The organism is Kitasatospora sp. NPDC001309 (assembly GCF_042896295.1).
Classification (GTDB): domain Bacteria; phylum Actinomycetota; class Actinomycetes; order Streptomycetales; family Streptomycetaceae; genus Kitasatospora.
The window spans coordinates 26662-50855 of sequence record NZ_JBIAXC010000051.1 but is presented as its reverse complement, the minus strand read 5'-3'; the positions used below and the strand labels follow the sequence as shown (position 1 = coordinate 50855).

Genomic DNA, 24194 nt, shown 5'->3' with positions numbered 1-24194 from the left:
ATGGTCACGGGTTCCGCAGTTCGCTGTCGACGATGTCGAGGATCTCGTCGAGCGTGATGTCCGCGAACTCCTCCTCATCGGAGGGGAGTTCGGGCGCCGCCTCGGCCTGCGGCGCGTGCAGCTGCGCCGCCAGCCCGCGCAGCCGCTCGGCGAGCCGCTCACGCGCGGCCCGGTCCGCGGGGGCCAGGTCGCGCAGACCCGCCTCCAGGGCGTCGAGGTCGAGCGGGGCCGGTGCGGCGGCCGTCCGGTCGCGCTGCCGGAGCAGCTCGCCGAGGTGCTCGGCGACGGCGGCCGGCGTCGGGTGGTCGAAGACCAGCGTCGCGGGCAGGCGCAGGCCGGTGGCCGTGGCCAGGCGGTTGCGCAGCTCCACTCCGCGCAGCGAGTCGAACCCGGACTCCAGGAAGCCGCGCCCGGTGCCGACCGCCTCCGGCGAGGCGTGGCCGAGCACCGCGGCCACCTGGACCCGCACCAACTCGACGAGGGTGTGCGACCGTTCGGCGGCGGACAGGCCGTCGAGCGACAGCCCGGCGCCGGTTGCGGCCGGCGCCTCGGAGCGGGCCGCGCGCCGCGGTGCCGTGCCGAGCAGGGCCCGCAGCAGCGGCAGGTCCCGCGTCGAGCCGCCCTCGCGGAGCGCGCGCAGGTCCAGTCGGACCGGGAGCACCAACGGCCGGTCCTGGGCGAGCGCGGTGTCGAACAGCGCCAGGCCCGCCGCCGTGGACATCGGCAGCACGCCCGAGCGCCGCATCCGCGACCGGTCCGCCTCGCTCAGACCGCGGGTCATGGCGCTGGCCGCCGACCACAGCCCCCACGCCATCGACACCCCGGGCAGGCCCAGCGCGCGGCGGTGGGCGGCCAGGCCGTCCAGGTAGGCGTTGGCGGCGGCGTAGTTGGCCTGCCCGGCATTGCCGAGCAGCCCGCCCGCGGCCGAGAACAGCACGAACATCGCCGGCTTGGCGTTCAGGGTCAGCTCGTGCAGGTTCCAGGCGGCGTCCGCCTTCGGGCGCAGCACGGCCCTGGCCCGCTCCGGGGTGAGCGAGGCGAGGGTGCCGTCGTCCAGCACCCCGGCCGCGTGCACCACCCCGGTCAGCGGGTGGCGCGCCGGGACGGCCGCGAGCACCGAGGCCAGCGACTCCCGGTCGGCCGCGTCGCACGGGGCGAAGGTCACCTCGGCGCCCGACCCGGCCAGGGACAGGGCCAGTTCGGCGGCGCCGGGCGCCTGCCGGCCCTGCCGGCTGACCAGCAGCAGGTGCCGGACGCCGTACGTGTCGACCAGGTGCCGGGCGACGAGGGCGCCCAGCGTGCCGGTACCCCCGGTGATCAGCACGGTGCCCTCCGGGTCCAGGGCGGTGGCGGCGACATCGTCGGCCGGGTGCAGCCGTGCCAGCCGGGGCACCAGCACCCGCCCGGCCCGGACCGCGTACTGCGGCTCGGCACCGTCCAGCACGGCCGGCAGCACGGCCGGCAGTACGGCGGACAGCGCGGCCGACGGCGCGGTCCGGTCGTCGGCCGCGGGGCCGTCGAGGTCCACCAGGACGAACCTGCCCGGGTGCTCGGCCTGCGCCGACCGCACCGCACCCCAGACGGCGGCCGCCGCCAGGTCGGGGGACACGGCCCGGAGCGAGGTGTCGACGGCGCCGGCGGTCACCACCACCAGGCGGGCGCCGCCGAACCGGTCGTCGGCCACCCAGGACTGGAGCAGGGACAGCGCCCGTTCCACCGCCCGCCCGGCCGCGTCCGCGGACAGGGTGTCCCCGCCGGGCTCCGACGTCCAGGGGAGCACGACGGCCTCGGGCACCGGTGCGCCGGCGCCGATCGCGTCGGCGAGGGCCGCGAGATCCGGATGGCCGTCTCCGCCGAACGCGTCGGAACCGAGTACCGCGTGGCGGACCGTGCCCGCGTTCGTACGGCCGGGCAGCTCGTGCCACGCCAGCTGGAACAGCGAGTCGGCGCCGGAGCGACGGGAGGCGGAGCCGAGCTGCGCCCGGGAGACCGGCCGGACGGCGAGCGAGTCGATCGTGGCGACCGGCAGACCGGTCTCGTCGGCCACCGCCAGCGACAGCTCGTCCGGACCGGTCGGAGTCAGCCGCACCCGGAGCGCGGTCGCGCCGGCGGCGTGCAGGGTGACACCGGTCCACGAGAACGGCAGCCTCACCTGCTCCGCGCCGTCGATCAGCGTGGTGTGCAGGGCCGCGTCCAGCAGGGCGGGGTGCAGGCCGAACTCGGCGGCCGCGTCGTGCTGTTCGCGCGGCAGCCGCACCTCGGCGTACACCTCCTCGCCGAGCCGCCAGGCGGCGCGCAGCCCTCGGAACGCGGGACCGTACCCGAGGCCGTCGACGGCGAGCCGCTCGTAGAGGCCGTCGAGTTCGACCGGCTCGGCCCCGGCCGGCGGCCAGACGCGGCCGGACGCCCAGCCGGCGGTCGGCTCGGACGGCTCGGTCGGCGAGGCGGTGCCGGTCGCGTGGCAGGTCCAGGCGCCGCCGGCCTCCGAACCGTCCACGGCGGAGTGGACGGTGAGAGCGCGACGCCCGGTGGCGTCCGCCGCGCCGACGCGGACCTGGACGCGGACGCCGTCCTGGCCGGGGAGGACGAGCGGCGCCTGGAGGGTGAGCTCCTCGATGTGGTGGCAGCCGAGTCGGCGGCCGGCGTGGAGGGCGAGTTCGACGAGGGCCGTGCCGGGGGCGAGAACGGTCCCCCAGACGGCGTGGTCGGCGAGCCAGGGGTGGGTGGCGGCGGAGAGCAGGCCGGTGAGGAGCATGCCCTCGTCGTCCGGCAGCGGGACGGCCGCCGCGAGCAGCGGGTGCTCGGCGGAGTCGAGTCCGGCGGTGCGGGGGTTCGTCGCCGTGGGTGCGGTCAGCCAGAAGCGTTCGCGTTGGAAGGGGTAGGTGGGGAGGTCGGGGTGGGTGCCGGGGGTGAGGAAGGGGGTCCAGTCGACGGGGTGGCCATGGGCGTGGATCGCGGCGGCTGAGGTGAGCAGTCGGTGGAGGCCGCCCTCGTTCCGGCGGAGGGTGCCGGTGATGAGGGTGGGGGTTGTGGTGTCGAGGGTTTCCTCGATGGCCGGGGTGAGGACGGGGTGGGGGCTGATTTCGAGGTAGGTGGTGTGGCCGTCGGTGAGGGCGGAGTTGAGGGCGTCGGTGAGGAGGACGGGTTGGCGGAGGTTGGTGTACCAGTAGTCCGCGTTGAGTTGGGTGGTGTCGATTCGTTCGCCGGTGACGGTGGAGTAGAACGGGATGGTGGCTTCCGTCGGGGTGATGCCGGCGAGTTCGGTGGCGAGGTGTTGGCGGATGGTTTCGACGTGGTGGGTGTGGGAGGCGTAGTCGACGTCGATGCGGCGGGCGCGGATGCCGGTTTCGTCGCAGTGGGTGAGGAGTCGGTCGAGGGCGTCGTGGTCGCCGGCGATGACGGTGGTGGTGGGGCCGTTGTGGGCGGCGATGCTGAGTCGTCCGTCCCAGGCCTTCAACAGCTCGACGGTGTCGTGGTGGCCGAGGGGGATGGACGCCATGCCGCCGTGGCCGCTGATGGCGAGGATGGCGCGGCTGCGCAGGGCGGCGATGCGGGCGCCGTCGTGGAGGGTGAGGGCGCCGGCGATGGTGGCTGCGGCGATCTCGCCCTGGGAGTGGCCGATGACGGCGGCGGGGTGGATGCCGAGGGACTGCCAGAGTTCGGCGAGGGCGACCATGACGGCGAACAGGGTGGGCTGGACGACGTCGACGCGTGCGAGGTCGAGGGTGCCGCGTAGGGCGTCCGTCAGCGACCAGTCGATGTGCGGCGCGAGCGCTTCCTGGCAACGGGCTATGGAGGCGGCGAACACGGGTGAGGTGTCGAGGAGTTCGGCGCCCATGCCGATCCACTGCGAGCCCTGTCCGGGGAACACGAACACCGGACGCTCGAAGCTGCCGCTGCCGATGGGGGCGGTGCCGTCGGCGATGGCAGCGAGGCCGCTCAGTAGTTCGGCGTGGTTCTGTCCGATGGCGACGGCCCGGTGGTCCAGGTGGGCCCGTCCGGTGAGGAGGGTGTGGCCGACGGCCCGCAGGTCGGTGTCGGGGCGCTCCTGGAGGAACGCGGCCAACTGTCCTGCCTGGGCGCGCAGCGCCTGCTCGTCGCGGGCGGAGAGGACCCATGGCACCACGGGGAACGGCGAGTCGGTGGCGGAGTCCTCCGGCGAGGCGGCGGGCGAAGCAGCCGGCGCCTCCTCCAGGATCACGTGCGCGTTCGTCCCGCTGATCCCGAAAGCGGAGACGCCCGCCCGTCGCGGACGCCCGTCCTCCTGCGGCCATTCCCGTGCCTCGGTGAGCAGTTCGACGGCACCGGCGGACCAGTCGACGTGGGAGGTGGGCTCGCTGACGTGGAGGGTGCGCGGAAGCACCTCGTTGTGCAGGGCGAGCACCATCTTGATCACACCGGCGATCCCGGCCGCGGCCTGGGTGTGGCCGATGTTGGACTTCAACGAGCCCAGCAGCAGCGGCCGTTCGGCGGGCCGGTCCTTGCCGTAGGTGGCGAGCAGGGCCTGCGCCTCGATCGGGTCACCCAGCCGGGTGCCGGTACCGTGCGCCTCGACCGCGTCCACGTCGGCGGTGGTGAGCCGGGCGTCCGCGAGGGCGGCCCGGATCACCCGCTGCTGCGACGGGCCGTTGGGGGCGGCCAGCCCGTTGGAGGCGCCGTCCTGGTTGACGGCCGAGCCGCGGATCACGGCGAGGACGGGGTGCCCGTTGCGGCGGGCGTCGGAGAGCCGTTCGACCAGCACCACGCCGACCCCCTCGGAGAGGCCGAACCCGTCGGCATCGTCGGAGAACGCCTTGCAGCGGCCAGTCTCGGACAGCGCGCCCATGCGGCTGAACCCGATGAACGAGTCCGGGGTCGGCATCACCACCGCACCGCCCGCGATGGCCATCGAGCACTCGCCGGCCCGCAGGGCCCGGGCGGCCAGGTGGAGCGCGACCAGGGAGGACGAGCACGCGGTGTCGACGGTGATGGCCGGCCCCTCCAGGCCGAACGCGTAGGCCAGTCGGCCCGAGATGACGCTGGTGACGCTGCCGGTGATGACGTAGTCCTCGATGGCGGCCGATGCGTCGGCCGAACGGACGCCGTACCCGTGCTGCATGGCGCCGACGAAGGCGCCGGTCCGGCTGCCGCGCAGGGCGGTCAGGTCGATGCCGGCCCGCTCGAAGGCCTCCCAGGAGGTCTCCAGCAGCAGCCGCTGCTGCGGGTCCATCGCCAGCGCCTCGCGCGGGCTGATCCCGAAGAACGCGGCGTCGAACCCGTCCACGTCCCGGACGAAGCCGCCCTGCTGGCCGGGTACCGCGTCCGGGTCCCAGCCGCGGTCGGTGGGCAGGTCGGAGACGACGTCGCCGTCCGTGGCGAGCAGCTGCCACAGCTGCTCGGGCGTCGTCACGCCACCGGGGAAGCGGCAGGCCGTGCCCACGATCGCGATCGCCTCGTCGTCATCCGCGCCGTCGCCCGCCGGGGTGGCGGTCCCGGCCGGGGCGGGCAGCTCCGGTGCCCCCAACTCCAGGATGTCGCGCCGCAGTTGGCTGGCGAGCGCGGTCGGTGTCGGGTAGTCGAAGACCAGCGTCGCCGGGAGGCGCAGGCCGGTGGCGGAGGCCAGCCGGTTGCGCAGTTCGACCGCCGTCAGCGACTCGAACCCCAGGTCCTTGAAGGCCCGGTCGGGCCGGATGCCGTCCGCGGTGCTGTGCCCCAGCACCGCGACGGCGTGCGCGGTGACGAGGTCGGTGAGCGCGCGGACCTGGTCCGGCTCGGACAGGTCCGCGAGGGACCGCCGGAGCTCGGAGCCGGAGCCGGCCGCGTCGGCCGCCGCACCGGTCGCCGTCCCGGCGGACGACGCCAGCACGGCACGCGCCTCGGGGAGTCCGGTGAGCAGGGGGCTCGGGCGCACCGCGGTGAACAACGGGACGAAGCGCTGCCAGTCGACCTCGGCCACCGCGACGAAGGTGTCGTCGTGGTCCAGCGCCTGCTGCAGGGCGGCGATCGCCAGCTCGGGGGCCATCAGCGGCAGACCCTGTCCGCGCACGCGGCGACGGGTGCGTTCGACGTCAGGGTCGCCGAGGTTCTTCCAGGTGTTGACGGCGTCCTCCCAGACGCCCCAGGCGACCGACAGCATCGGCAGGCCCTGCGCGCGGCCCTGTTCGGCGAGGGCGTCGAGCGCCGCGTTGGCGGCCGCGTAGGCGGCGTGGTCGCCGCTGCCCCAGAAGGCGGCGATCGAGGAGAACAGGACGAAGGCGTCGAGCTGGTCCGGGTCGAGCAGGTCGGCCAGGTGCCGGGCGCCGTCCACCTTGGCGGCCAGCACCTGGTCGAGGCTCTCCAGGGCGGTGTCGGCGACGGAGGTCAGTTCGATGAACGCGGCCGTGTGCAGGACGGCCCGCACCGTGTGGCCGTCCGCCCGCAGCCGGTCGAGCAGCCCGGCGACCGCGTCGCGGTCCGCCACGTCGCACGCGGCCAGGGTGACGGCCACGCCCCGACCCTCCAACTCGGCGGCCAGGTCGGCGGCGCCCGGGGCGTCCGGGCCCGAGCGGCTGGCCAGGACGAGGTGCTCGGCGCCGTGGTCGGCCAGCCAGCGCGCGAGCCGGGGGCCGAGGCTCCCGGTGCCGCCGGTGACCAGCACCGTGCCCCCGGGACGCCAGCCCCGGACGGGCTTGGCGGCGCCAAGCTGCGCACGGACCATCCGCCGCGCGAACAGGCCGGCCGGACGGACCGCCACCTGGTCCTCCCCGGAGGATCCCGAGAGCGCCCGGGCCAGCCGGCCGAGCGCCCGCTCGTCGGGCTCCTCGGGCAGGTCGACCAGTCCGCCCCAGAGCTGCGACTGCTCAAGGGCGACGACCCGGCCGAGGCCCCACAACTGGGCCTGCACCGGATCCGCCGGGCCGTCGGACGGTCCGGCGCACACGGCGCCGCGCGTGGCGCACCACAGCGGCGCCCGGAGGCCGAGGTCGGCCAGGGCCTGGACCAGCGCCAGCGTCAGCGCGAGGCCGCTCGTCACGGTGTGCTTCCCGGGGTGGCGGCGGGCGTCCAGTCCCAGGAAGGACAGCAGGCCGGCCGGGCCGGACCCGCCGTCGTCGAGCACCTCGCCCAGCCGCGCGGCCAGCACGTCGCGGTCCGCGTCGGCCGCGCCCGCCTCCAGGACCACGGGCCGGGCGCCGCGCAGGCCGAGGAGGCGTACGGCTCCGGTGACCCAGGCGTCGTCCGCGCAGCCCGCGGGAACGACCACCAGCCAGGTGCCGGAGAGGGCGGACGCGGCGCCCTCGGGCACGGGCTTCCAGGCGATCCCGTACCGCCAGTCGTCCACCGCCGACCGGTCGCGGCTCTGCCGGTGCCACGAGGAGAGCGCGGGCAGCAGGGCGCTCAGCGACCGCCGTCGCTCGTCGTCGTCCACCTGCAGCGTCGCGGCCACGGCGGCGACGTCCTGCTCCTCGACGGCCTCCCAGAAACCCGCGTCCTGGGTGCTGTACCCCGCCGGGGAGGCAGAGGCGACGGCGGTGTCCTCGATCCACAGGTGCTGGTGCTGGAAGGGGTAGGTGGGGAGGTCGGGGTGGGTGCCGGGGGCGAGGAAGAGGGTCCAGTCGACGGGGTGGCCGTGGGTGTGGAGGTGGGCGGCCGAGGTGAGGAGTCGGGTCCAGGTGCCTTCGTTCCGGCGGAGGGTGCCGGTGGTGACGGCGGGCTGGTCGGCGGCTTCGGCGGTGTCCTGGACGGTGGTGGTGAGGACGGGGTGGGGGCTGGCCTCGATGAAGGTGTGGTGGCCGTCGGCGAGGGCGGAGCGCAGCGCGTCGGTGAGGAGGACGGGTTGGCGGAGGTTGGTGTACCAGTAGTGCGCGTCGAGGCGGGTGGTGTCGATCCGTTCGCCGGTGACGGTGGAGTAGAACGGGATGTCGGCGGGCTTGGGGGTGATGCCGCTGAGCTGTTCGGCGAGCTGGTCGCGGAGTTGTTCGACGTGGTGGGTGTGGGAGGCGTAGTCGACGTCGATGCGGCGGGCGCGGATGTCCGAGTTCTCGCAGTGGGTGAGGAGTTGGTCGAGGGCGTCGTGGTCGCCGGCGATGACGGTGGTGGTGGGGCCGTTGTGGGCGGCGACGCTCAGCCGTCCGTCCCAGGCCTTCAACAGCTCGACGGTGTCCTGGTGGCCGAGGGGAATGGACGCCATGCCGCCCTGTCCGCTGATGGCGAGGATGGCGCGGCTGCGCAGGGCGGCGATGCGGGCGCCGTCTTCGAGGGTGAGGGCGCCGGCGATGGTGGCGGCGGCGATCTCGCCCTGGGAGTGTCCGATGACGGCGGCGGGGTGGATGCCGAGGGACTGCCAGAGTTCGGCGAGGGCGACCATGACGGCGAACAGGGTGGGTTGGACGACGTCGACGCGTGCGAGGTCGAGGGTGCCGCGCAGGGCGTCCGTCAGCGACCAGTCGATGTGCGGGGCCAGGGCGTCCTGGCAGCGGGCGATGGAGGCGGCGAACACGGGTGAGGTGTCGAGGAGTTCGGCGCCCATGCCGATCCACTGCGAGCCCTGTCCGGGGAACACGAACACCGGACGGTCGTAGCTGCCGCTGCCGGTGGGGGCGGTGCCGTCGGCGATGGCGGCGAGAGCGTTGAGCAGTTCCTCACGGTTCTCGCCGATGGCGACGGCCCGGTGGTCCAGGTGGGCCCGTCCGGTGAGCAGGGTGTGGCCGACGGCCCGAAGGTCGGTGTCGGGGCGCTCCTGGAGGAACGCGGCCAACTGTTCAGCCTGCGCGCGCAGCGCCTGCTCGTCGCGGGCGGAGAGCACCCACGGCACCACGGGGAACGGCGAGTCGGTGGCGGAGTCCTCCGCCGAGGCGGCGGGCGAAGCAGCCGGCGCCTCCTCCAGGATCACGTGCGCGTTCGTCCCGCTGATCCCGAACGAGGACACGGCGGCTCGTCGGGTCCGCTCCCCGGCCGGCCATTCCCGTGCCTCGGTGAGCAGTTCGACGGCACCGGAGGACCAGTCGACGTGCGGGGTGGGCTCGTCGACGTGCAGCGTCTGCGGCAGTACGCCGTGCCGCATCGCCATCACCATCTTGATCACGCCGCCGACCCCGGCCGCGGCCTGCGCATGGCCGATGTTGGACTTCAACGAGCCCAGCAGCAGCGGCCGTTCGGCCGGCCGGTCCTGGCCGTAGGTGGCGAACAGCGCCTGCGCCTCGATCGGGTCACCCAACCGGGTGCCGGTGCCGTGCGCCTCGACCGCGTCCACGTCGGCCGCGGCCAGCCGGGCGTTCTTCAACGCGTCCCGGATCGCCCGCTGCTGGGCGGGTCCGTTGGGCGCGGAGAACCCGCTGCTGCTTCCGTCCTGGTTGACGGCCGAGCCGCGGACCACGGCGAGCACCGGGTGCCCGTTGCGCCGGGCGTCGGAGAGCCGTTCCAGCAGCAGGACTCCGACACCCTCCGCCCAGCCGGTGCCGTCGGCGGCGGCCGCGAAGGCCCGGCAGCGCCCGTCGGGGGACAGCGCCCGCTGACGGCTGAACTCGACGAAGCCGCCCGGTCCGGTCATCACGGTGACGCCGCCGACGAGGGCCATCGTGCATTCCCCGTTGCGCAGCGCCTGTCCGGCGAGGTGCAGCGCGACCAGCGACGAGGAGCACGCCGTGTCCACGGTGATCGCGGGCCCCTCCAGGCCCAGGCTGTACGCGACCCGCCCGGACACCACGCTGCCCAGGCTGCCCGTCATCAGGTAGCCCTCGAGGTCGTCGGGGGTGCGGCGCAGCCGCGCGGCGTAGTCCTGGTGCATCACGCCGGCGAACACACCGGTCCGGCTGCCGCGGACGGAGGCCGGGTCGATGCCGGCCCGCTCGAAGGCCTCCCAGGAGGTCTCCAGCAGCAGCCGCTGCTGCGGGTGCATGGCGAGCGCCTCGCGCGGGCTGATCCCGAAGAAGTCCGGGTCGAAGAGCGCGGCCTCGTGGAGGAAGCCGCCGGCCCGGGCGTAGGTCTTTCCGACCGCCTCGGGGTCGGAGTCGTAGAGCGCGTCCAGGTCCCAGCCGCGGTCCTCCGGGAAGGCGGTGACGGCGTCGCCGCCGCTCGCGACCAACTGCCAGAGGCCCTCGGGCGAGGTGACGCCCCCCGGGTAGCGGCAGGCCATGCCGACGATGGCGATCGGGTCGGAGGCCGCAGCGGTCAGTTTCCGGTTCTGCTGCCGCAGCAGTTCGGCCTCCTTGAGGGAAGCCCGTAGCGCCTTGACGACTTCTTCACTGGATACGGTCATCGCGAACTCCGAAACTCCGTGCCGTAGAGGGGTGGTGCGGCGTGATCAGTTGTCGCCGAGGGCGACCCGGATGAGGCTGTCCAGGTCCATCGTGTCGAGGGCGCTGCCGTGGTCCGGCTCGTCGGCGTCCGTCGGTTCGCCTGCCGGGTCCGCGAGTTGGAGGAGGGTGCGGACCAGCCCGGCTTCCTGGAAGCGGGCCAGCGGGACCGTCGCCAGGGCCCGTCGGAACTCGGCCTCGTCGACCTCCTCGGGTGCCGGTTCCTCCGCTTGCTCCGCTGTCCGGTCGGCCGGGAACACCTCGTTCTCCAGGTGGCGGGCGACCGCGGCCGGGGTCGGGTGGTCGAAGATCAGGGTGACGGGCAGCCGGGTGCCGCTCTCCCGGCCGAGCCGGTTGCGCAGTTCGAGCGCGGTGAGGGAGTCGAGGCCGAGGTCGAGGAAGCCGCGATCGGGTTCGACCCGGTCCGGAGAGGCGTAGCCCAGCACGGCCGCCACCTGGGCCCGGACCACGTCGAGCAGGGCGCGGCCGCGCGCGGGCGCCTCCAGAGCGGCGAACCGCTGCCGGAAGGTCCCGGTCTGCGGGGCGGACGTGTCCCGCGTCCTCGGGGCCCGGACCAGGCCGCGGAGCACCGGTGGCACCTCGGGCTGCACCCGCAGGGCCGCGGTGTCCAGCCGGGCCGGAACCAGCGCCGCGCGGTCCGTCCGCAGGGCCGCGTCGAAGAGCGCGAGTCCCTCGTCGGAGGGCATGGGGGCGAGGCCCGTACGGCTCAGGCGGCGGAGGTCGGCCTCGGCCAGGTGGCCGGTCATCCCGCTGGACTCCGCCCACAGTCCCCAGGCCAGGGAGTGCGCGGGCAGGCCCTCCGCGCGGCGCCGCTGCGCCAGGGCGTCGAGGAAGGCGTTGGCCGCCGAGTAGCTCGACTGGCCGGCCTGGCCCAGGACGCCCGCGGCCGAGGAGAAGAGGACGAACGCGCGGAGGTCGCTGCCGCGGGTCAGTTCGTGGAGGTGCCACGCCGCGTCGACCTTGGGCCGCAGGACGGCCGACACCCGGTCGGGGGTCAGGGCCGTCAGCACACCGTCGTCCAGGATGCCCGCCGTGTGGACCACGGCGGCCAGCGGCTGTTCGGCGGGCACCTGGGCCAGGGCCGCGGCGAGTGCCTCCCGGTCGGCCGTGTCGCACGCCGCGACCGTCACCGTGGCGCCCGCCGCCGTGAGTTCGTCCCGCAGCTCGGCCGCACCGTCGGCGTCGGGCCCCCGCCGGCTGAGGAGCAGCAGGTGGCGCACGCCGTACCGGGTCACCAGGTGGCGGGCGAGCAGGCCGCCGAGCAGGCCGGTGCCCCCGGTCACCAGCACGGTGCCGGCGGGGCCGAACGGGGCCGGGGCCTCCGCTGCGCCGGGCGCCGCGACGGCCAGCCGGGCGGCCGAGACGCGGCCTTCGCGTACCGCCAACTGGGGCTCTGCCAGTCGGGGTTCCGCCGAGGAGAGCGCCCGCACCAGGGCCGGGTAGGAGTCGGGGTGGTCGTCGAGGTCGGCCAGCACGAGGCGGCCGGGGTTCTCCGACTGGGCGGAGCGGACCAGGCCCCACAGCGGGGCGTGGACCAGGTCCGTGACGTCGTCGGCCGGATCCACCGCCACGGCGCCACGGGTGAGCAGCACGAGCCGGCCGTCGGCGAAGCGCTCCGAGTCGAGCCAGGCCCGGACGAGGTCCAGGGCGCGCCCGGCCGCCGCGTGGACGTTCTCGACGGACGCTCCCTCCCCGGGCCCGAAGGCCGCCACGACCGTGGTCGGCAGCGGGGCCCGGATCGCGAGCAGATCGGCGGGGCCGGCGTAGGCGGAGTCGCGGGTGTCGTCGGTACCGTCGGTGTCGTCGGTGCCCAGGAGGAACGGCGCCTCGTCGGGTGCGTCGGCGCCGGGCGGCAGCGGTACCCAGTCCACCTGGTACAGCGACTGGTGGCGGCTGTGGGAGGCGGCGCTGAACTGCTCGGGCGTCACCGGCCGCAGCGTCAGCGAGCCGACCGAGACGACCGGGCTTCCGGCCTCGTCGGTGGCGGTGAGGGAGACGGTGTCGGGGCCGGTCGGGGTGAGCCGGACGCGGAGCGAGGTGGCCGCCGTGGGGTGGAGGACGACGTCGGACCAGGCGAACGGCAGGCGGACGCCGTCCGATCCCTCCAGCAGGCAGGCGTGCAGGGCCGCGTCCAGGAGGGCCGGGTGCAGGTCGAAGCGGTCGTCGTGGCGTTCGCGCGGGAGCGCGACCTCGGCCAGGATCTCGTTGCCGTGCCGACCGACGGCCCGGAGGCCCTGGAACGCCGGACCGTAGTCGAAACCGACGTCGGCCAGCCGGTCGTAGAGCGCGTCGGCCGGATCGAGCGTCGCTGTCCAGGGCTGCGACCCGTCCGCGGCCCCTGCGTGGCCCGGGCCCTCCACTGCCAGGATCCCGGTCGCGTGCCTGGTCCAGCCGTCCCCGGTGTGCTGGGCGGAGTGGCGGACGGAGTGGATGGTGACGGGGCGTCGGCCGGCCTCGTCGGGCACACCGACGCGGACCTGGAACCGGACGGGCTGCTGTTCGGGGAGGACGAGCGGCGCTTCCAGCGTCAGCTCTTCGAGGTGCTCGCAGTCGACCTGACGGCCGGCGTGGAGGGCGAGTTCGACGAGGGCGGTGCCGGGGAGGAGCGCGGTGCCGAAGACGGCGTGGTCGGCGAGCCAGGGGTGGGTGGTGAGGGAGAGCAGGCCGGTGAGGAACATGCCCTCGTCGTCCGGCAGCGGGACGGCGGCGGCGAGCAGCGGGTGCTCGGCGGTGTCGAGTCCGGCGGTGCGGGGGTTGGCCGCTGTGGGCGCGGTCAGCCAGAAGCGTTCGCCCTGGAAGGGGTAGGTGGGCAGGTCGACCTGGTGGGGACCGTCGGTGGGGAGCAGGGCCGTCCAGTCGACGGGGTGGCCGTGGGTGTGGATCGCGGCGGCCGAGGTGAGCAGTCGGCGGAGGCCGCCCTCGTTCCGGCGGAGGGTGCCGGTCACGAGGGTGGGGGTTGCGGTGTCGAGGGTTTCCTCGATGGCGGGGGTGAGGACGGGGTGGGGGCTGATTTCGAGGTAGCTGGTGTGACCGTGGGTGGCGAGGCCGCGGAGGGTCGGTTCGAGGAGGACGGGCTGGCGGAGGTTGGTGTACCAGTAGTCCGCGTTGAGTTGGGTGGTGTCGATCCGCTTGCCGGTGACGGTGGAGTAGAAGGGGATGTCGGCGGGTTTGGCGGTGATGCCGGCGAGTTCGGTGGCGAGCTGGTCGCGGAGTTGTTCGACGTGGTGGGTGTGGGAGGCGTAGTCGACGTCGATGCGGCGGGCGCGGATGCCGGTTTCGTCGCAGTGGGTGAGGAGTTGGTCGAGGGCGTCGTGGTCGCCGGCGATGACGGTGGTGGTGGGGCCGTTGTGGGCGGCGACGCTCAGCCGTCCGTCCCAGGCCTTCAACAGCTCGACGGTGTCCTGGTGGCCGAGGGGAATGGACGCCATGCCGCCCTGTCCGCTGATGGCGAGGATGGCGCGGCTGCGCAGGGCGGCGATGCGGGCGCCGTCTTCGAGGGTGAGGGCGCCGGCGATGGTGGCTGCGGCTATTTCGCCTTGGGAGTGGCCGATGACGGCGGCGGGGTGGATGCCGAGGGATTGCCAGAGCTCGGCGAGGGCGACCATGACGGCGAACAACGTGGGCTGGACGACGTCGACCCGCCCGAGGTCGAGGGTGCCGCGCAGGGCGTCCGTCAGCGACCAGTCGATGTGCGGCGCGAGCGCCTCCTGGCAGCGGGCGATGGATCCCGCGAACTCGGGTGAGGTGTCGAGGAGTTCGGCGCCCATGCCGATCCACTGCGAGCCCTGTCCGGGGAACACGAACACCGGACGCTCGAAGCTGCCGCTGCCGGTGGGGGCGGTTCCCTCGGCGACGGCTATGAGTCCGCTCAACAACTCCGCGCGGTCCTCCCCGATCACCACCGCCCGCTGCTCGAACACGGTCCGGCCCGACACCAGCGCTGCGGCCACCGCGGCCGGCTCCCACTCCGGGTGAGCCTCGACCGCCGCCCGCAGCCGCTCGGCCTGGGCGCGCAGGGCCCGCTCGTCCCGGGCGGACAGCACCCACGGCACGACCGCCGGGGCGGGCGTCGTGGGCGTCGGCTCCTCGGCGACGGGCGCCTCTTCCAGGATGACGTGCGCGTTGGTCCCGCTGATCCCGAACGAGGACACGGCGGCTCGTCGGGTCCGCTCCCCGGCCGGCCATTCCCGTGCCTCGGTGAGCAGTTCGACGGCGCCGGAGGACCAGTCCACGTGCGGGGAGGGCTCGTCGACGTGCAGGGTGCGCGGCAGCACGCCGTTGCGCATCGCCAGCACCATCTTGATCACGCCGCCGACCCCGGCGGCCGCCTGGGTGTGGCCGATGTTGGACTTCAACGAGCCCAGCAGCAGCGGCCGTTCGGCCGACCGCCGCTGTCCGTAGGTGGCGAGCAGGGCCTGCGCCTCGATCGGGTCGCCCAGTCGGGTGCCCGTCCCGTGCGCCTCCACCGCGTCCACGTCGGCCGCGGCCAGCCGGGCGTCCGCGAGGGCGGCCCGGATCACCCGCTGCTGCGACGGCCCGTTGGGCGCGGAGAGCCCGTTGGAGGCGCCGTCCTGGTTGACGGCGGAGCCGCGGATGACGGCGAGGACCGGGTGCCCGTTGCGCTGGGCGTCGGAGAGCCGTTCCAGCAGGAGGACGCCGACGCCCTCGCCCCAGCCGGTGCCGTCGGCGGCGGCTGCGAAGGCCTTGCAGCGCCCGTCGGGGGCGAGGCCGCGCTGGCGGCTGAACTCGACGAACATGCCGGGGGCGGCCATGACCGCCGCGCCGCCGGCGAGGGCGGTCGAGCACTCGCCCCTGCGTAGCGACTGGCAGGCCAGGTGGAGTGCGACCAGCGAGGAGGAGCACGCGGTGTCCACCGTGATCGCCGGGCCCTCCAGGCCGAACACGTACGACAGCCGGCCGGACAGGACGCTCACGGTGGTGCCGGTCAGGACGTGCCCTTCGACGAGGTCGCTCGCCTCGTGCATGCGGGCCCCGTAGTCCTGGGTCATCGCGCCGACGTACACGCCGGTCCGGCTGCCGCGCAGGGACTCGGGGGCGATGCCGGCCCGCTCGAAGGCCTCCCAGGAGGTCTCCAGCAGCAGCCGCTGCTGCGGGTCCATCGCCAGCGCCTCGCGCGGGCTGATCCCGAAGAAGGCGGCGTCGAACCGGTCGGCGTCGTGCAGGAAGCCGCCCTGACGGGTGTACGTGTGGCCGCTGCGGGACGGGTCGGGGTCGTACAGCGAGTCCAGCTCCCAGCCCCGGTTGTCGGGGAACGAGGAGACGGCGTCGCGGCCGTCCGCCACGAGCCGCCAGAGCTGTTCGGGGCTGCGGACCTCGCCGGGGAAGCGGCAGGCCATCGCGACGATCGCGATCGGCTCCTGCTCGCCGGCCGCGTCGTGGCCGACGGCCGGCGGCTGTCCGTCGGCGGTCGCCTCCGCCTCCGGGGCGTCGTCCTCTCCGGTGAGCCGGGCGAGCAGGTGGCGGTTCAGGGCCTTCGGCGTCGGGTGGTCGAAGAGCAGGGTGAGGGGCAGGGCCAGACCGGTCGCCGCCATGAGCCGGTTGCGCAGCTCGACAGCCATGGCGGAGTCGAACCCGAGGTCCCGGAGCGGCCGGTCCTCGGGGGTGGCTGCCGCCGCGTGGCCGCACAGCGCGGTGATCTCGGCGCGGACGAGGTCACGGACCCAGTCCTGTGGTGCGGTGCGGGCCCGGTCGGCGGTCGCGTCGACGGCGCCCGCGTGGGCGGTGTCCGGGCGTGCGCTGTCCGGGCGTGCGCTGTCCGGGCGGGCGGCGCGGAACGGGTACGTCGGCAGCGGCACCCGCTGTGCGCCGGATCCGCCGAGGGCGGCCGCCCAGTCCGGTGCGGCCCCTCGGACGTGCAGTTCGGCCATCGAGCTGAGGAACCGGTCCGCCCCGCCCTGGTCGCGGCGCAGGGTGCCGACGACGACGGCGCCGCCCGTCAGGCCCTCGTCGTCCAGGGTCTCCTGGAGGCCGCCGAGGAGGCCGGGGTGCGGGCTCACCTCCAGGAAGAGCCGGTGCCCGTGGGCCAGCAGCGCGCGGGTGGCGTCCTCGAAGCGGATCTCGCTGGTGATGTTCCGCAGCCAGTACGCGGCGTCCAGGGCCGCGGTGTCCAGGAGCCCGCCGGTCGAGGAGGAGTAGAACGGTACGGCGGAGCTGCGCGGGCGGATCGCGGCGAGGCCGTCGAGGATGCCGTCGCGGTCGAGGCCGAGTGCGGGGGAGTGTGCGGCGAGTCCGTTGCTCAGACGTCGTGCCCGCACCCCCTCGGCTGCCAGTTCGGTCAGCAGCTCGTCCACGGCCCCCCGGTCACCGGAGAACAGGGTGGATCGCGGGCCGTTGGTCCCGGCGACGACGAGTCGGCCCTGCCACCGGGCGAGCCGTGGCGCCAGCTGTTCGCGGGGCAGCAGGACGGAGGCCAGATCGCCCTGTCCTGCTGCGGCGGCCTGCGACCGGCTCCACAGCGCCACGACCTGGGCGGCCTCCTCCAGGGTGAGCGCACCGGCGACGTGGGCGGCCGCGATCTCACCCAGGCTGGCGCCCACCACGGCGGCCGGTGCCACGCCGGCGGCGCGCCACAGCGCCGCGAGCGAGACCATCACGGCGAACAGGACGGGTTGGACGACGTCCACCGCCACCGGGGCGGGGGCGCCGGGGGCCTCGCGCAGCACGTCGGCCAGTGACCACGGGACGTACGGTGCGAGGGCGTCCTCACAGGCCTTCATGTGGTCCCGGAAGAGCTCCGAGGACTCCAGCAGGTCGAGGGCCATGCCCCGCCACTGCGTGCCCTGGCCCGGGAAGACGAAGACGACTCCGCGCCCGGTGTCCGCCGTCCCGCGGACGAGTGACGGCGCGAACCCGCCCTCGGCGACGGCCCGCAGTCCGTGCAGGGCGTCCACGCGGTTCTCGGCGACCAGGACGGCGCGCTGCTCGAACGCCGTCCTGGTGGTGGAGAGCGAGTGGCCGACGTCGGCGAGCCGGAGGCCCGGGTCGGCCGCCAGCCGCTCGCGGAGCGCCTGCGCCTGGGCCCGCAGGGCGGCGTCGCTGCGGGCGGAGAGGACCAGGGGTGTGCGCTCCGTGACGAGGAGCGGCCGGGCGGCGGGCCGTGCCCCGGGGGCTGCCGGGGGATCGGCCGGTACGGCGCCGAGCAGTTCGAGGACACCCGGGCCGGACGCGGGTCGGCCGCAGGCGACCACACCCAGGACCCGGGCGCCGTCGCGTCGCGCGTCGGGCAGCCGCCGGAGCACGGCGAGGACCGTGCCGCCGGCGAGGGCGAGGTCGCACTCCCCGCGGCGCAGCGCCTCCGCGGCGAGCGCGACGGCGGCCTGCACCGGTGCTTCCGACGGTCCGGGAGCGGCCTGCGGACCGTGGAGGCCCAGTACGGCGGCAAGGCGCTCCGGCGAGTGCTGCGGTGACTGCTGCGCCGATCGGTCCGGCGACGACGGTGCGAGGAAGACACCGGTTCGGCTTCCGCGCAGCGAGGCGGGGAGGATCCCGGCGTCCTCCAGCGCGCTCCAGGCGAGCTCCGACAACCTCCAGTCCGCGGGGCCGAGTTCGGCGGCCAGGGCGGCCGGAAGCCCGAAGAACGCGGGGCCGCCGTCAGGGCCGTCGTAGCCCTGCTGGTCGCTGTCGGCTCCGGGCGTCGGGCCGGACAGCCCGACGACGGCGACCGGGTCGTGCTCACAACTCGTCTGCGGCACTGGCTACTCGGCTTTCCTCGTGGTCCTGATGTGCTCGCCGGTCCGGCGGAGCGGACGGCTACTGCGCGTGCCGCATGCGTGCGGTCGCTGTCCACCCAGCGGCTCGGGCGAGAGGGCTGCCGACGCCTCATCTCGATCCAGCGGCTCGGTTGACCGAGAGCCTGCCAGGATGATCTTGGCAGTGACTTGGAGTCGACTTGGAGTCCACTTGGAGGAGCCTTGGAGTGCGGGCGGAACCCGGGTCGCGAGCGTGAGTTGCCTGCAAGGCAAGCGAAATTGCATGAGCATGTCATCGAGGTGGCGAAAATGCGGACCCGGTGGCGACGGCTGTGTCAGCCGTCGCCACCGGGCCGTTGTCGGGGGCCTATCGTCGCGGCGTGCTCATGCGCAGCCCGCGACGGGGTCGCCGCGCAGGATCGAGCCGAACAGCTCCTGCAACTCGGCGCCCGGGTCCACGCCGTACTCGTCCGCCAGGGTCCGTCGGGTCCGGTGGTACGCGTCGATCGCGTCGGCCCGCCGACCGGACCGGTACAGGGCCTTCATCAGCAGCCAGCTGAACCGCTCCCGGGTCGGGAATCGCGAGGTGAGCGCCGGTAGTTCGGCGGCGACCACCGAGTAGTCCCGCGCTTCGGACAGCCTCGCCTCCCACAGGCTCTCCAGTGCCAGCAGCCGCAACTCCTCGAAGCGTGCGGCCGCTTGGGCCCCGAGCGCGTAGTCGCTCACCTCGGGGTAGGCCGTTCCCCGGCACAGCGCCAATGCGCTCCCCAGCGTCCGCCCGGCCTTCTGGTGCAGTCCCGCCTGGAGCAGCCGCCGGCCGTCGTGCAGAAGGCGTTCGAAGAGCGTCGCGTCGATGCAGTCGGTGTCCACCGCCAGTACGTAGCCGTTCGGCTCGCGCCTCAGAACGGTGTCGCGGCAGCGGGGTGGCCGGTTCGGCTCCAGGATCCGCCGGAGATTCGACACGTAGCTGTGCAGGTTCGTCATGACGTCGTTCGGAGGATTCCTCGGCCAGACGGCTTCGGCGAGTTGCTCCGCCGTCACGGGCTGACCCGGAGTGAGGAGGAGGGCGGACAATACCGCCCGCTGGCGCGCCGAGCCCGGATTCACCGATATTCCGTCAGCCTGTACTGCTAACGGGCCGAGGACACTGAAATCCATTGTGTGACCATCCGCCATAAGTCACTCCCAGTAACGAAAAACGCTTCGACCGCCCGGCGGAAACCCCTTGATCCCAGGACCGGTCCCGGAGAGTTTCCGCACGGTTGGAGACAGAATACTTGTAAATCGTCGGGATAGAAGGTCTGGATCGACGGCGCACCTCTTGGTATGGCGCGCTGACATGCGATCGCATCGGCCGAGGGGATGCCCGGCTGCCGCGGATCCCCAGTATCCCCAGGGCGCAGGCCAATCGGCCCGGCGACGCCCCGCTCGGCGGTCGGGGGCTCCGCGTGATCCGGCTCACGTGAGCACGCGCTCATTGAATGCTGCACGTTCTTGATCGTCCCGAGCCCGGCCTCCGCGCCCCGACGGGCCGGCGGTGCGACGGCCGTGATCAAATGCGCTGTGCCACAGCCGGATTGAGTGGCGGGCGGGTTTCGCCCGAGGAGGTTTGCGCGAGTCGCCGCCGGTCGATCCCCGTCGATATGAGAGTACTGTGAACGATAATCAAGTACTGCCTCGAATGGGCAATTTGGCGAGACAATCGGGTGTGCTCACGTCAACAAGCTGATTCGGGAGGATAGTTGACGAGGGCCGATCTGCCACGCCGGGGGCGGTAGGTCGGACTCCTGGGGCGTGGAGGCCGGGGACGGCTCGCTCCAGCGGTACGGGACGGCGTGCACGCTGACGCGCAAGGGCTCGGCGTGCCGACGGACTTGGCGGCGGGCTCGGCGGCGGGCTTGGCGCCGACGGTCGCCGATGCGACGTCCGACCTGGACGTCGTCGGGCTCGTCCCCAAGGGCTCCCGGGCCCACGACGGCACGACCACCCGGCACTGCGGCAGCGAGGCGGCCCCGTACGCCCGGAAGGCCGGCGGCCCGCTGTCCGAGTCGGTGCGGTCGAGATGTCCGGGCAGGGCTCCCGGTCTCCTGGGAGCCCTGCCCGTGGAGAGCTGTCAGAACTGGTGGTCGAACACCACGGTCACCGGCGCGTGGTCGCTCCAGCGCTCGGCGTGGGAAGCGGCGCGTTCGACGTAGGCCTCGACGGTCCTGTCGGCGAGGCCCGGGGTGGCGACCTGGAGGTCGATGCGCCAGCGGAACGACACCTTTTCGAAAAAGGTCCACCCGTTCGAGCGCAGCCTGTTCGAGGGTGCCTGCTGGCCTGGGCGGTAGGGGACCTCCTGTGAGCATCATCACGGCTTCGGCGCCGGTTCGGGCGGTGGTGGGTTCGCGTGTCTCGGACACGCACGGTAACGAGGGCAAGGTGTCGCACCTGATCCAGGCGGAGACGGCGACCCGGCACGCGCTGGCGAAGGAGTGGGAGATCGTCGGGTCCTTCGAGGATCTGGACGTCTCCGCGGAGGTCACGCCGTGGAAGCGTCCGGACCTGGGTCCGTGGCTGACCGAGCGGCAGGGTGAGTGGGACGCGTTGGTGTGGGCGAAGGTGGACCGGGCGTTCAGGTCGGCGAAGGACTGTGCGGACGTGGCGCACTGGGCGGAGGAGAACCACAAGGTCCTGGTGTTCACGGACGACGGCATCACCCTGGACTACCGCAAGGGTCAGGAACGGTCGTTCGGGAACGAGCTGGCGAAGGTGTTCCTGATGCTGGCGTCGATCTTCGCGGAGATGGAGCTCAAGAGGATCAAGGCCCGCGTCACGGCCGCGCACAGGCACCTGCGGAAGACGGACCGCTGGGCGGGCGGGCAGCCGCCGTACGGGTACCGGATCGTCGACCGCCCCGGTGGCGGGCGGACGCTGGAGCCTGACCCGGTGACGTCCGAGGCGGTCCGCTACATGGGCAGGCTGCTCCTGGAGGGGCAGAGCCAGTGGATGATCGCCACGGCCCTGGAAGCCGCCGGCTTCGACACCCCCGCGACCCACGCGTACAAGCACCAGGGCGACAGCTACACGAGCAAGCGCAAGACCGCGCCGTCGAACCACTGGAACCCGACCAGCGTGGGGAAGATCCTACGGTCGCCGGCGACGATGGGCCTGAAGCTGACCGGCCGCTCCGTGAAGGCGCGCAAGATCGCCCGCGACGCCAAGGGTCTGCCGATCCGCATGGCCGAGCCGCTGTTCACCGAGGAGGAGTGGGCTGCGATCCAGGCGGCGATGGACGAGCGCGCGGTGACGAAGGAGCGCTCGAACGGCGCCTCGCCCTGGCTGGGTGTTGCGCACTGTGACCGCTGCGGCGACCGGTTCTACCGGCAGGTGAACCTCGCCAAGAACGGAAAGGTCTACGAGTACTACCGGTGTGCGAAGACCGCGGGCAAGCCGGCCTGCAAGGGCCAGTCCGTCAAGGGCGAGCGCGTCACCGCCGCGATCACGGCCCTGGTGGAGCGCTTGGCCGGGTTGGCGATGACGGTGCGCAGGTTCATCCCCGGCGAGGACCACACCGAACAGCTCAACCACGTCACCCAGGCCATGAAGGACCTCCGCGAGGAGAAGCGCCGCAACCTGTTCGACTACCCCGGCGGCGACGACGAGTACTCCGAAGCCCTCGAAACCCTCGTCGACGAACGCCGCCGCCTCGCCGCCCTCCCGCAATGCCCGTCCGCCTGGGTGGAAGTCGACACCGGCCAGACCTTCACCGACGCCTGGACACAAGCCGACCAGGAAAGGCGCCGCCAGCTCCTCCTCGGCCTCAAAGCCCGCCTCTACATGACACCCACCACCGACGGTTGGCACCTACCCGCCGAACTCGAAGCACGCGTGGGGCAACTGGAGCGCACTGGCAATTCGGTATAGGTCGGTCCTCAGGGCGACGGGCAGGTTGCCGACCGCCTGGTAGAGGATGGTGTCGCCAGCGCGCGGTGGTGCTGCGCGGCGTGGACTGGCGAGGTGGTTACGCCCAGGAGGGCCGCGGCGACGAGGAGGATAGCGGCGGAGCGCAGGCACACGGGGATTCCCCCGGATGACGGATGGCTGGACACCTCAGAGAACGATCACAGCAACGAAACCGTCGCGCTGTCGCCAAGACCTCGTGAGGTTGGCTGGGAAACGCTTTTCGGTATCGCCCCCTTTGGGGCACCGTGGCATGGTCGCAGTTACCTGCTGCGACGAGTCGGCTACTGGCCTAGGGAGAACAGTCAGTTGAGCAAGACCCAGCACGACCTGCAGACCACCTACGCCCCCAACAAGGGCTGGTCTCACTTCGTCCTGTACACCGAACCCGAGCGCGGCATCGTCACCTCCGGACTCCATGCCGCCGCCACCTTCGAACAGCCGACTCGCTACGTCAAGGAGTGGCTGAGCCGCCTCAGGGAATGCGAGCCGAACCCCTTGCATACGCTGCTGGTCGAGAACAGCAAGATCCCGAGCCTGTTCCACCCATGTGTGTACGAGGACCGCGAGAGCCCGTCCGCGATCGCCGAGGACGGATGTGTCTGCCATCAGACCTTCATGGACCCGGAGTTCGGCCTGCCGGTTGTCGCACACCACTACCGGACTGTCAGCGGCAACATCGAGAACTGGACGTACCGCACCTTCGCGCCGGCCGGACTCCGGGCCGGGGAATCGTTCGCGTCGATGATCATCGACGGGGGCGCCTACATCTGGATCAGGACGAGCAGCGGTCTGCTGTCGATCATTCCGGAAGGCCGGGCGAGCGGCTACAGCGTCGGCTACAACGGGGGCGGCCCGACCGCGCTGGCCTCCTACATCCGCCAGCTCATCGAGACGGACGGCCGGGACACACGTCCCTTGGACCGTGCCTACGATGAGCAGCCCGATCGCAACCTGCTGGCCTGGACTTCCAGCAAGGCGGCAACCGCGACGCAGGAGCTTACGCTCGCCGACCTTCGCAGGATTCAGCGCGGCTGAGCCCGACCTGGGCCTCGCCCTGCAGGCCGGCTGGTCGGCGAGGAGAGCGCCCACTCGTTGGGCCTTCCAGGGGGCAGTCAATGACCGACTGGGCCCAAATCTTGCCGACCGCTCGCTTCCAAGATCCCACCAGCGAGAAACCCACCGTCTCGCTTCGGCCATCCAGCTATAGAGTCCAGCCCATGCGCTCTGAACAGCTCAAGCTCTCATCCCAGCGGTGGATGACCGCCGCACTGACGGCGTTCTCGGAGGGAGCGGAGTCATACGACTTCGCGGTCCACCACGCCGGGATCGCCGCTGAGCACCTTCTCAAGGCATACCTGACCTCTCTACACCCGGCCCTGATCGTCGACGCGCGAGACTTCGACTCGCTCCTGCATGCCACCGGCCACGGCGCACACACGTCCATCCCCGCGAGCCGGGCGAAGACCATCGGGCTGGTCGAAGCTCACGCCCGAGTACACAAGATCCTTCGCAACCAGATTCCCATTAACAAGCAGGCACTCGAACCGGTTGCGAACGCGCGCAACGGTGTCGCTCACAGCGGCGTCCATGAGTCTGGCGAGGTCCAGACTGTGTTCACCACCTGCCTTCGACTGATCGACCCCTTGCTCACCGAACTGAAGATAGATCCGGACACCTTTTGGGGCAGCTACCGGCCCCTGCACGACCGGCTGATTGAGGAGCGCGTCCGGGCCACTCGCATCCGTTTGGAAGGCAAGCTCGCCAGGGCAAGAGCCGTCTTCGAACAGCGATACGGCCACTTGGAGCCGAAGGAGCGGGAGGTCGTGCTGGCGACGATCACACGGCAGTACGGCGTGCTTGCGATGGATCACAGCCTGCTCAAGCCATGCCCTGCTTGCGGCTCGGACGGCTGGCTCGTCGGCAGCCTCCACCTCGATGACAGGCCTGAGACCGTCGTGCTGTTCACTCCCTATATCTTCGAGTGTTCTGCATGCGGCCTAGAGGTCGAGGACGAGCTTTCGGAGCTGGGAGACCTCAACGACGAAGTCGTCCTCGACGATCCGCCGGAAGCCTTCGACTCGTTCTGGGAGCCAGACGAAGACCTCTATCGGGACCGCTGACCCGACCTCCGGCAAGCTACTACCCAGCGTCTTTTGGCCCTACGAGAGCCTGTGTCCGCCGGCTGTGGACGGGGGCCAGGTGGCGGTCGCCCACCAGGGTTGCCGAGGATCTAAACAACAACGGCGTCCCGTATGACCGGATCAAGACG

6 protein-coding genes and 1 pseudogene are annotated in these 24194 nt (G+C 72.9%); 3 read left to right on the top strand and 4 right to left on the bottom strand.

From position 1 onward, the window contains the following. Positions 1-4: 4 nt before the first annotated feature. The 4 genes and pseudogenes from ACFY2K_RS35970 to ACFY2K_RS35955 all read right to left on the bottom strand — a co-directional run. Positions 5-10213 carry a type I polyketide synthase gene (locus ACFY2K_RS35970; protein WP_387716874.1) on the bottom strand — a complete coding sequence of 3403 codons (10209 nt, stop codon included), beginning with the start codon at positions 10211-10213 and terminating at the stop codon, positions 5-7. A 45-nt stretch (positions 10214-10258) separates the two neighbouring features. Further along, positions 10259-17983, bottom strand: coding sequence for an SDR family NAD(P)-dependent oxidoreductase (locus ACFY2K_RS35965; protein ID WP_387716872.1), 7725 nt, complete (start codon positions 17981-17983; stop codon positions 10259-10261). Positions 17984-18364: 381 nt separating this feature from the next. Then, positions 18365-19138 (bottom strand): BTAD domain-containing putative transcriptional regulator, encoded by a 774-nt coding sequence (locus ACFY2K_RS35960; RefSeq protein WP_380591853.1) that lies wholly within the window; start codon positions 19136-19138, stop codon positions 18365-18367. A 955-nt stretch (positions 19139-20093) separates the two neighbouring features. Further along, a pseudogene (locus ACFY2K_RS35955) lies at positions 20094-20231 on the bottom strand (exodeoxyribonuclease III); the annotation flags it as partial. A gap of 89 nt (positions 20232-20320) precedes the next feature. Between ACFY2K_RS35955 and ACFY2K_RS35950 the strand changes: the two are divergent. The 3 genes from ACFY2K_RS35950 to ACFY2K_RS35940 all read left to right on the top strand — a co-directional run bounded on the left by ACFY2K_RS35950 (position 20321) and on the right by ACFY2K_RS35940 (position 24045). Continuing rightward, entirely contained in the window at positions 20321-21886 is a 1566-nt protein-coding gene (locus ACFY2K_RS35950; protein WP_387716870.1) for a recombinase family protein, read from the top strand. Between the two features lie 345 nt (positions 21887-22231). Beyond that, positions 22232-22960 carry a hypothetical protein gene (locus ACFY2K_RS35945; RefSeq protein WP_387716868.1) on the top strand — a complete coding sequence of 243 codons (729 nt, stop codon included), beginning with the start codon at positions 22232-22234 and terminating at the stop codon, positions 22958-22960. Positions 22961-23142: 182 nt separating this feature from the next. Next, positions 23143-24045 (top strand): hypothetical protein, encoded by a 903-nt coding sequence (locus tag ACFY2K_RS35940; protein WP_387716867.1) that lies wholly within the window; start codon positions 23143-23145, stop codon positions 24043-24045. Positions 24046-24194: the final 149 nt, after the last annotated feature.

Excerpts from the sequence above, each read along its gene's own strand:
- ACFY2K_RS35970 (WP_387716874.1), bottom strand. The coding sequence starts at position 10,213 with ATGACCGTATCCAGTGAAGAAGTCGTCAAGGCGCTACGGGCTTCCCTC.
- ACFY2K_RS35960 (WP_380591853.1), bottom strand. The coding sequence starts at position 19,138 with ATGGATTTCAGTGTCCTCGGCCCGTTAGCAGTACAGGCTGACGGAATA.
- ACFY2K_RS35940 (WP_387716867.1), top strand. The coding sequence starts at position 23,143 with ATGCGCTCTGAACAGCTCAAGCTCTCATCCCAGCGGTGGATGACCGCC.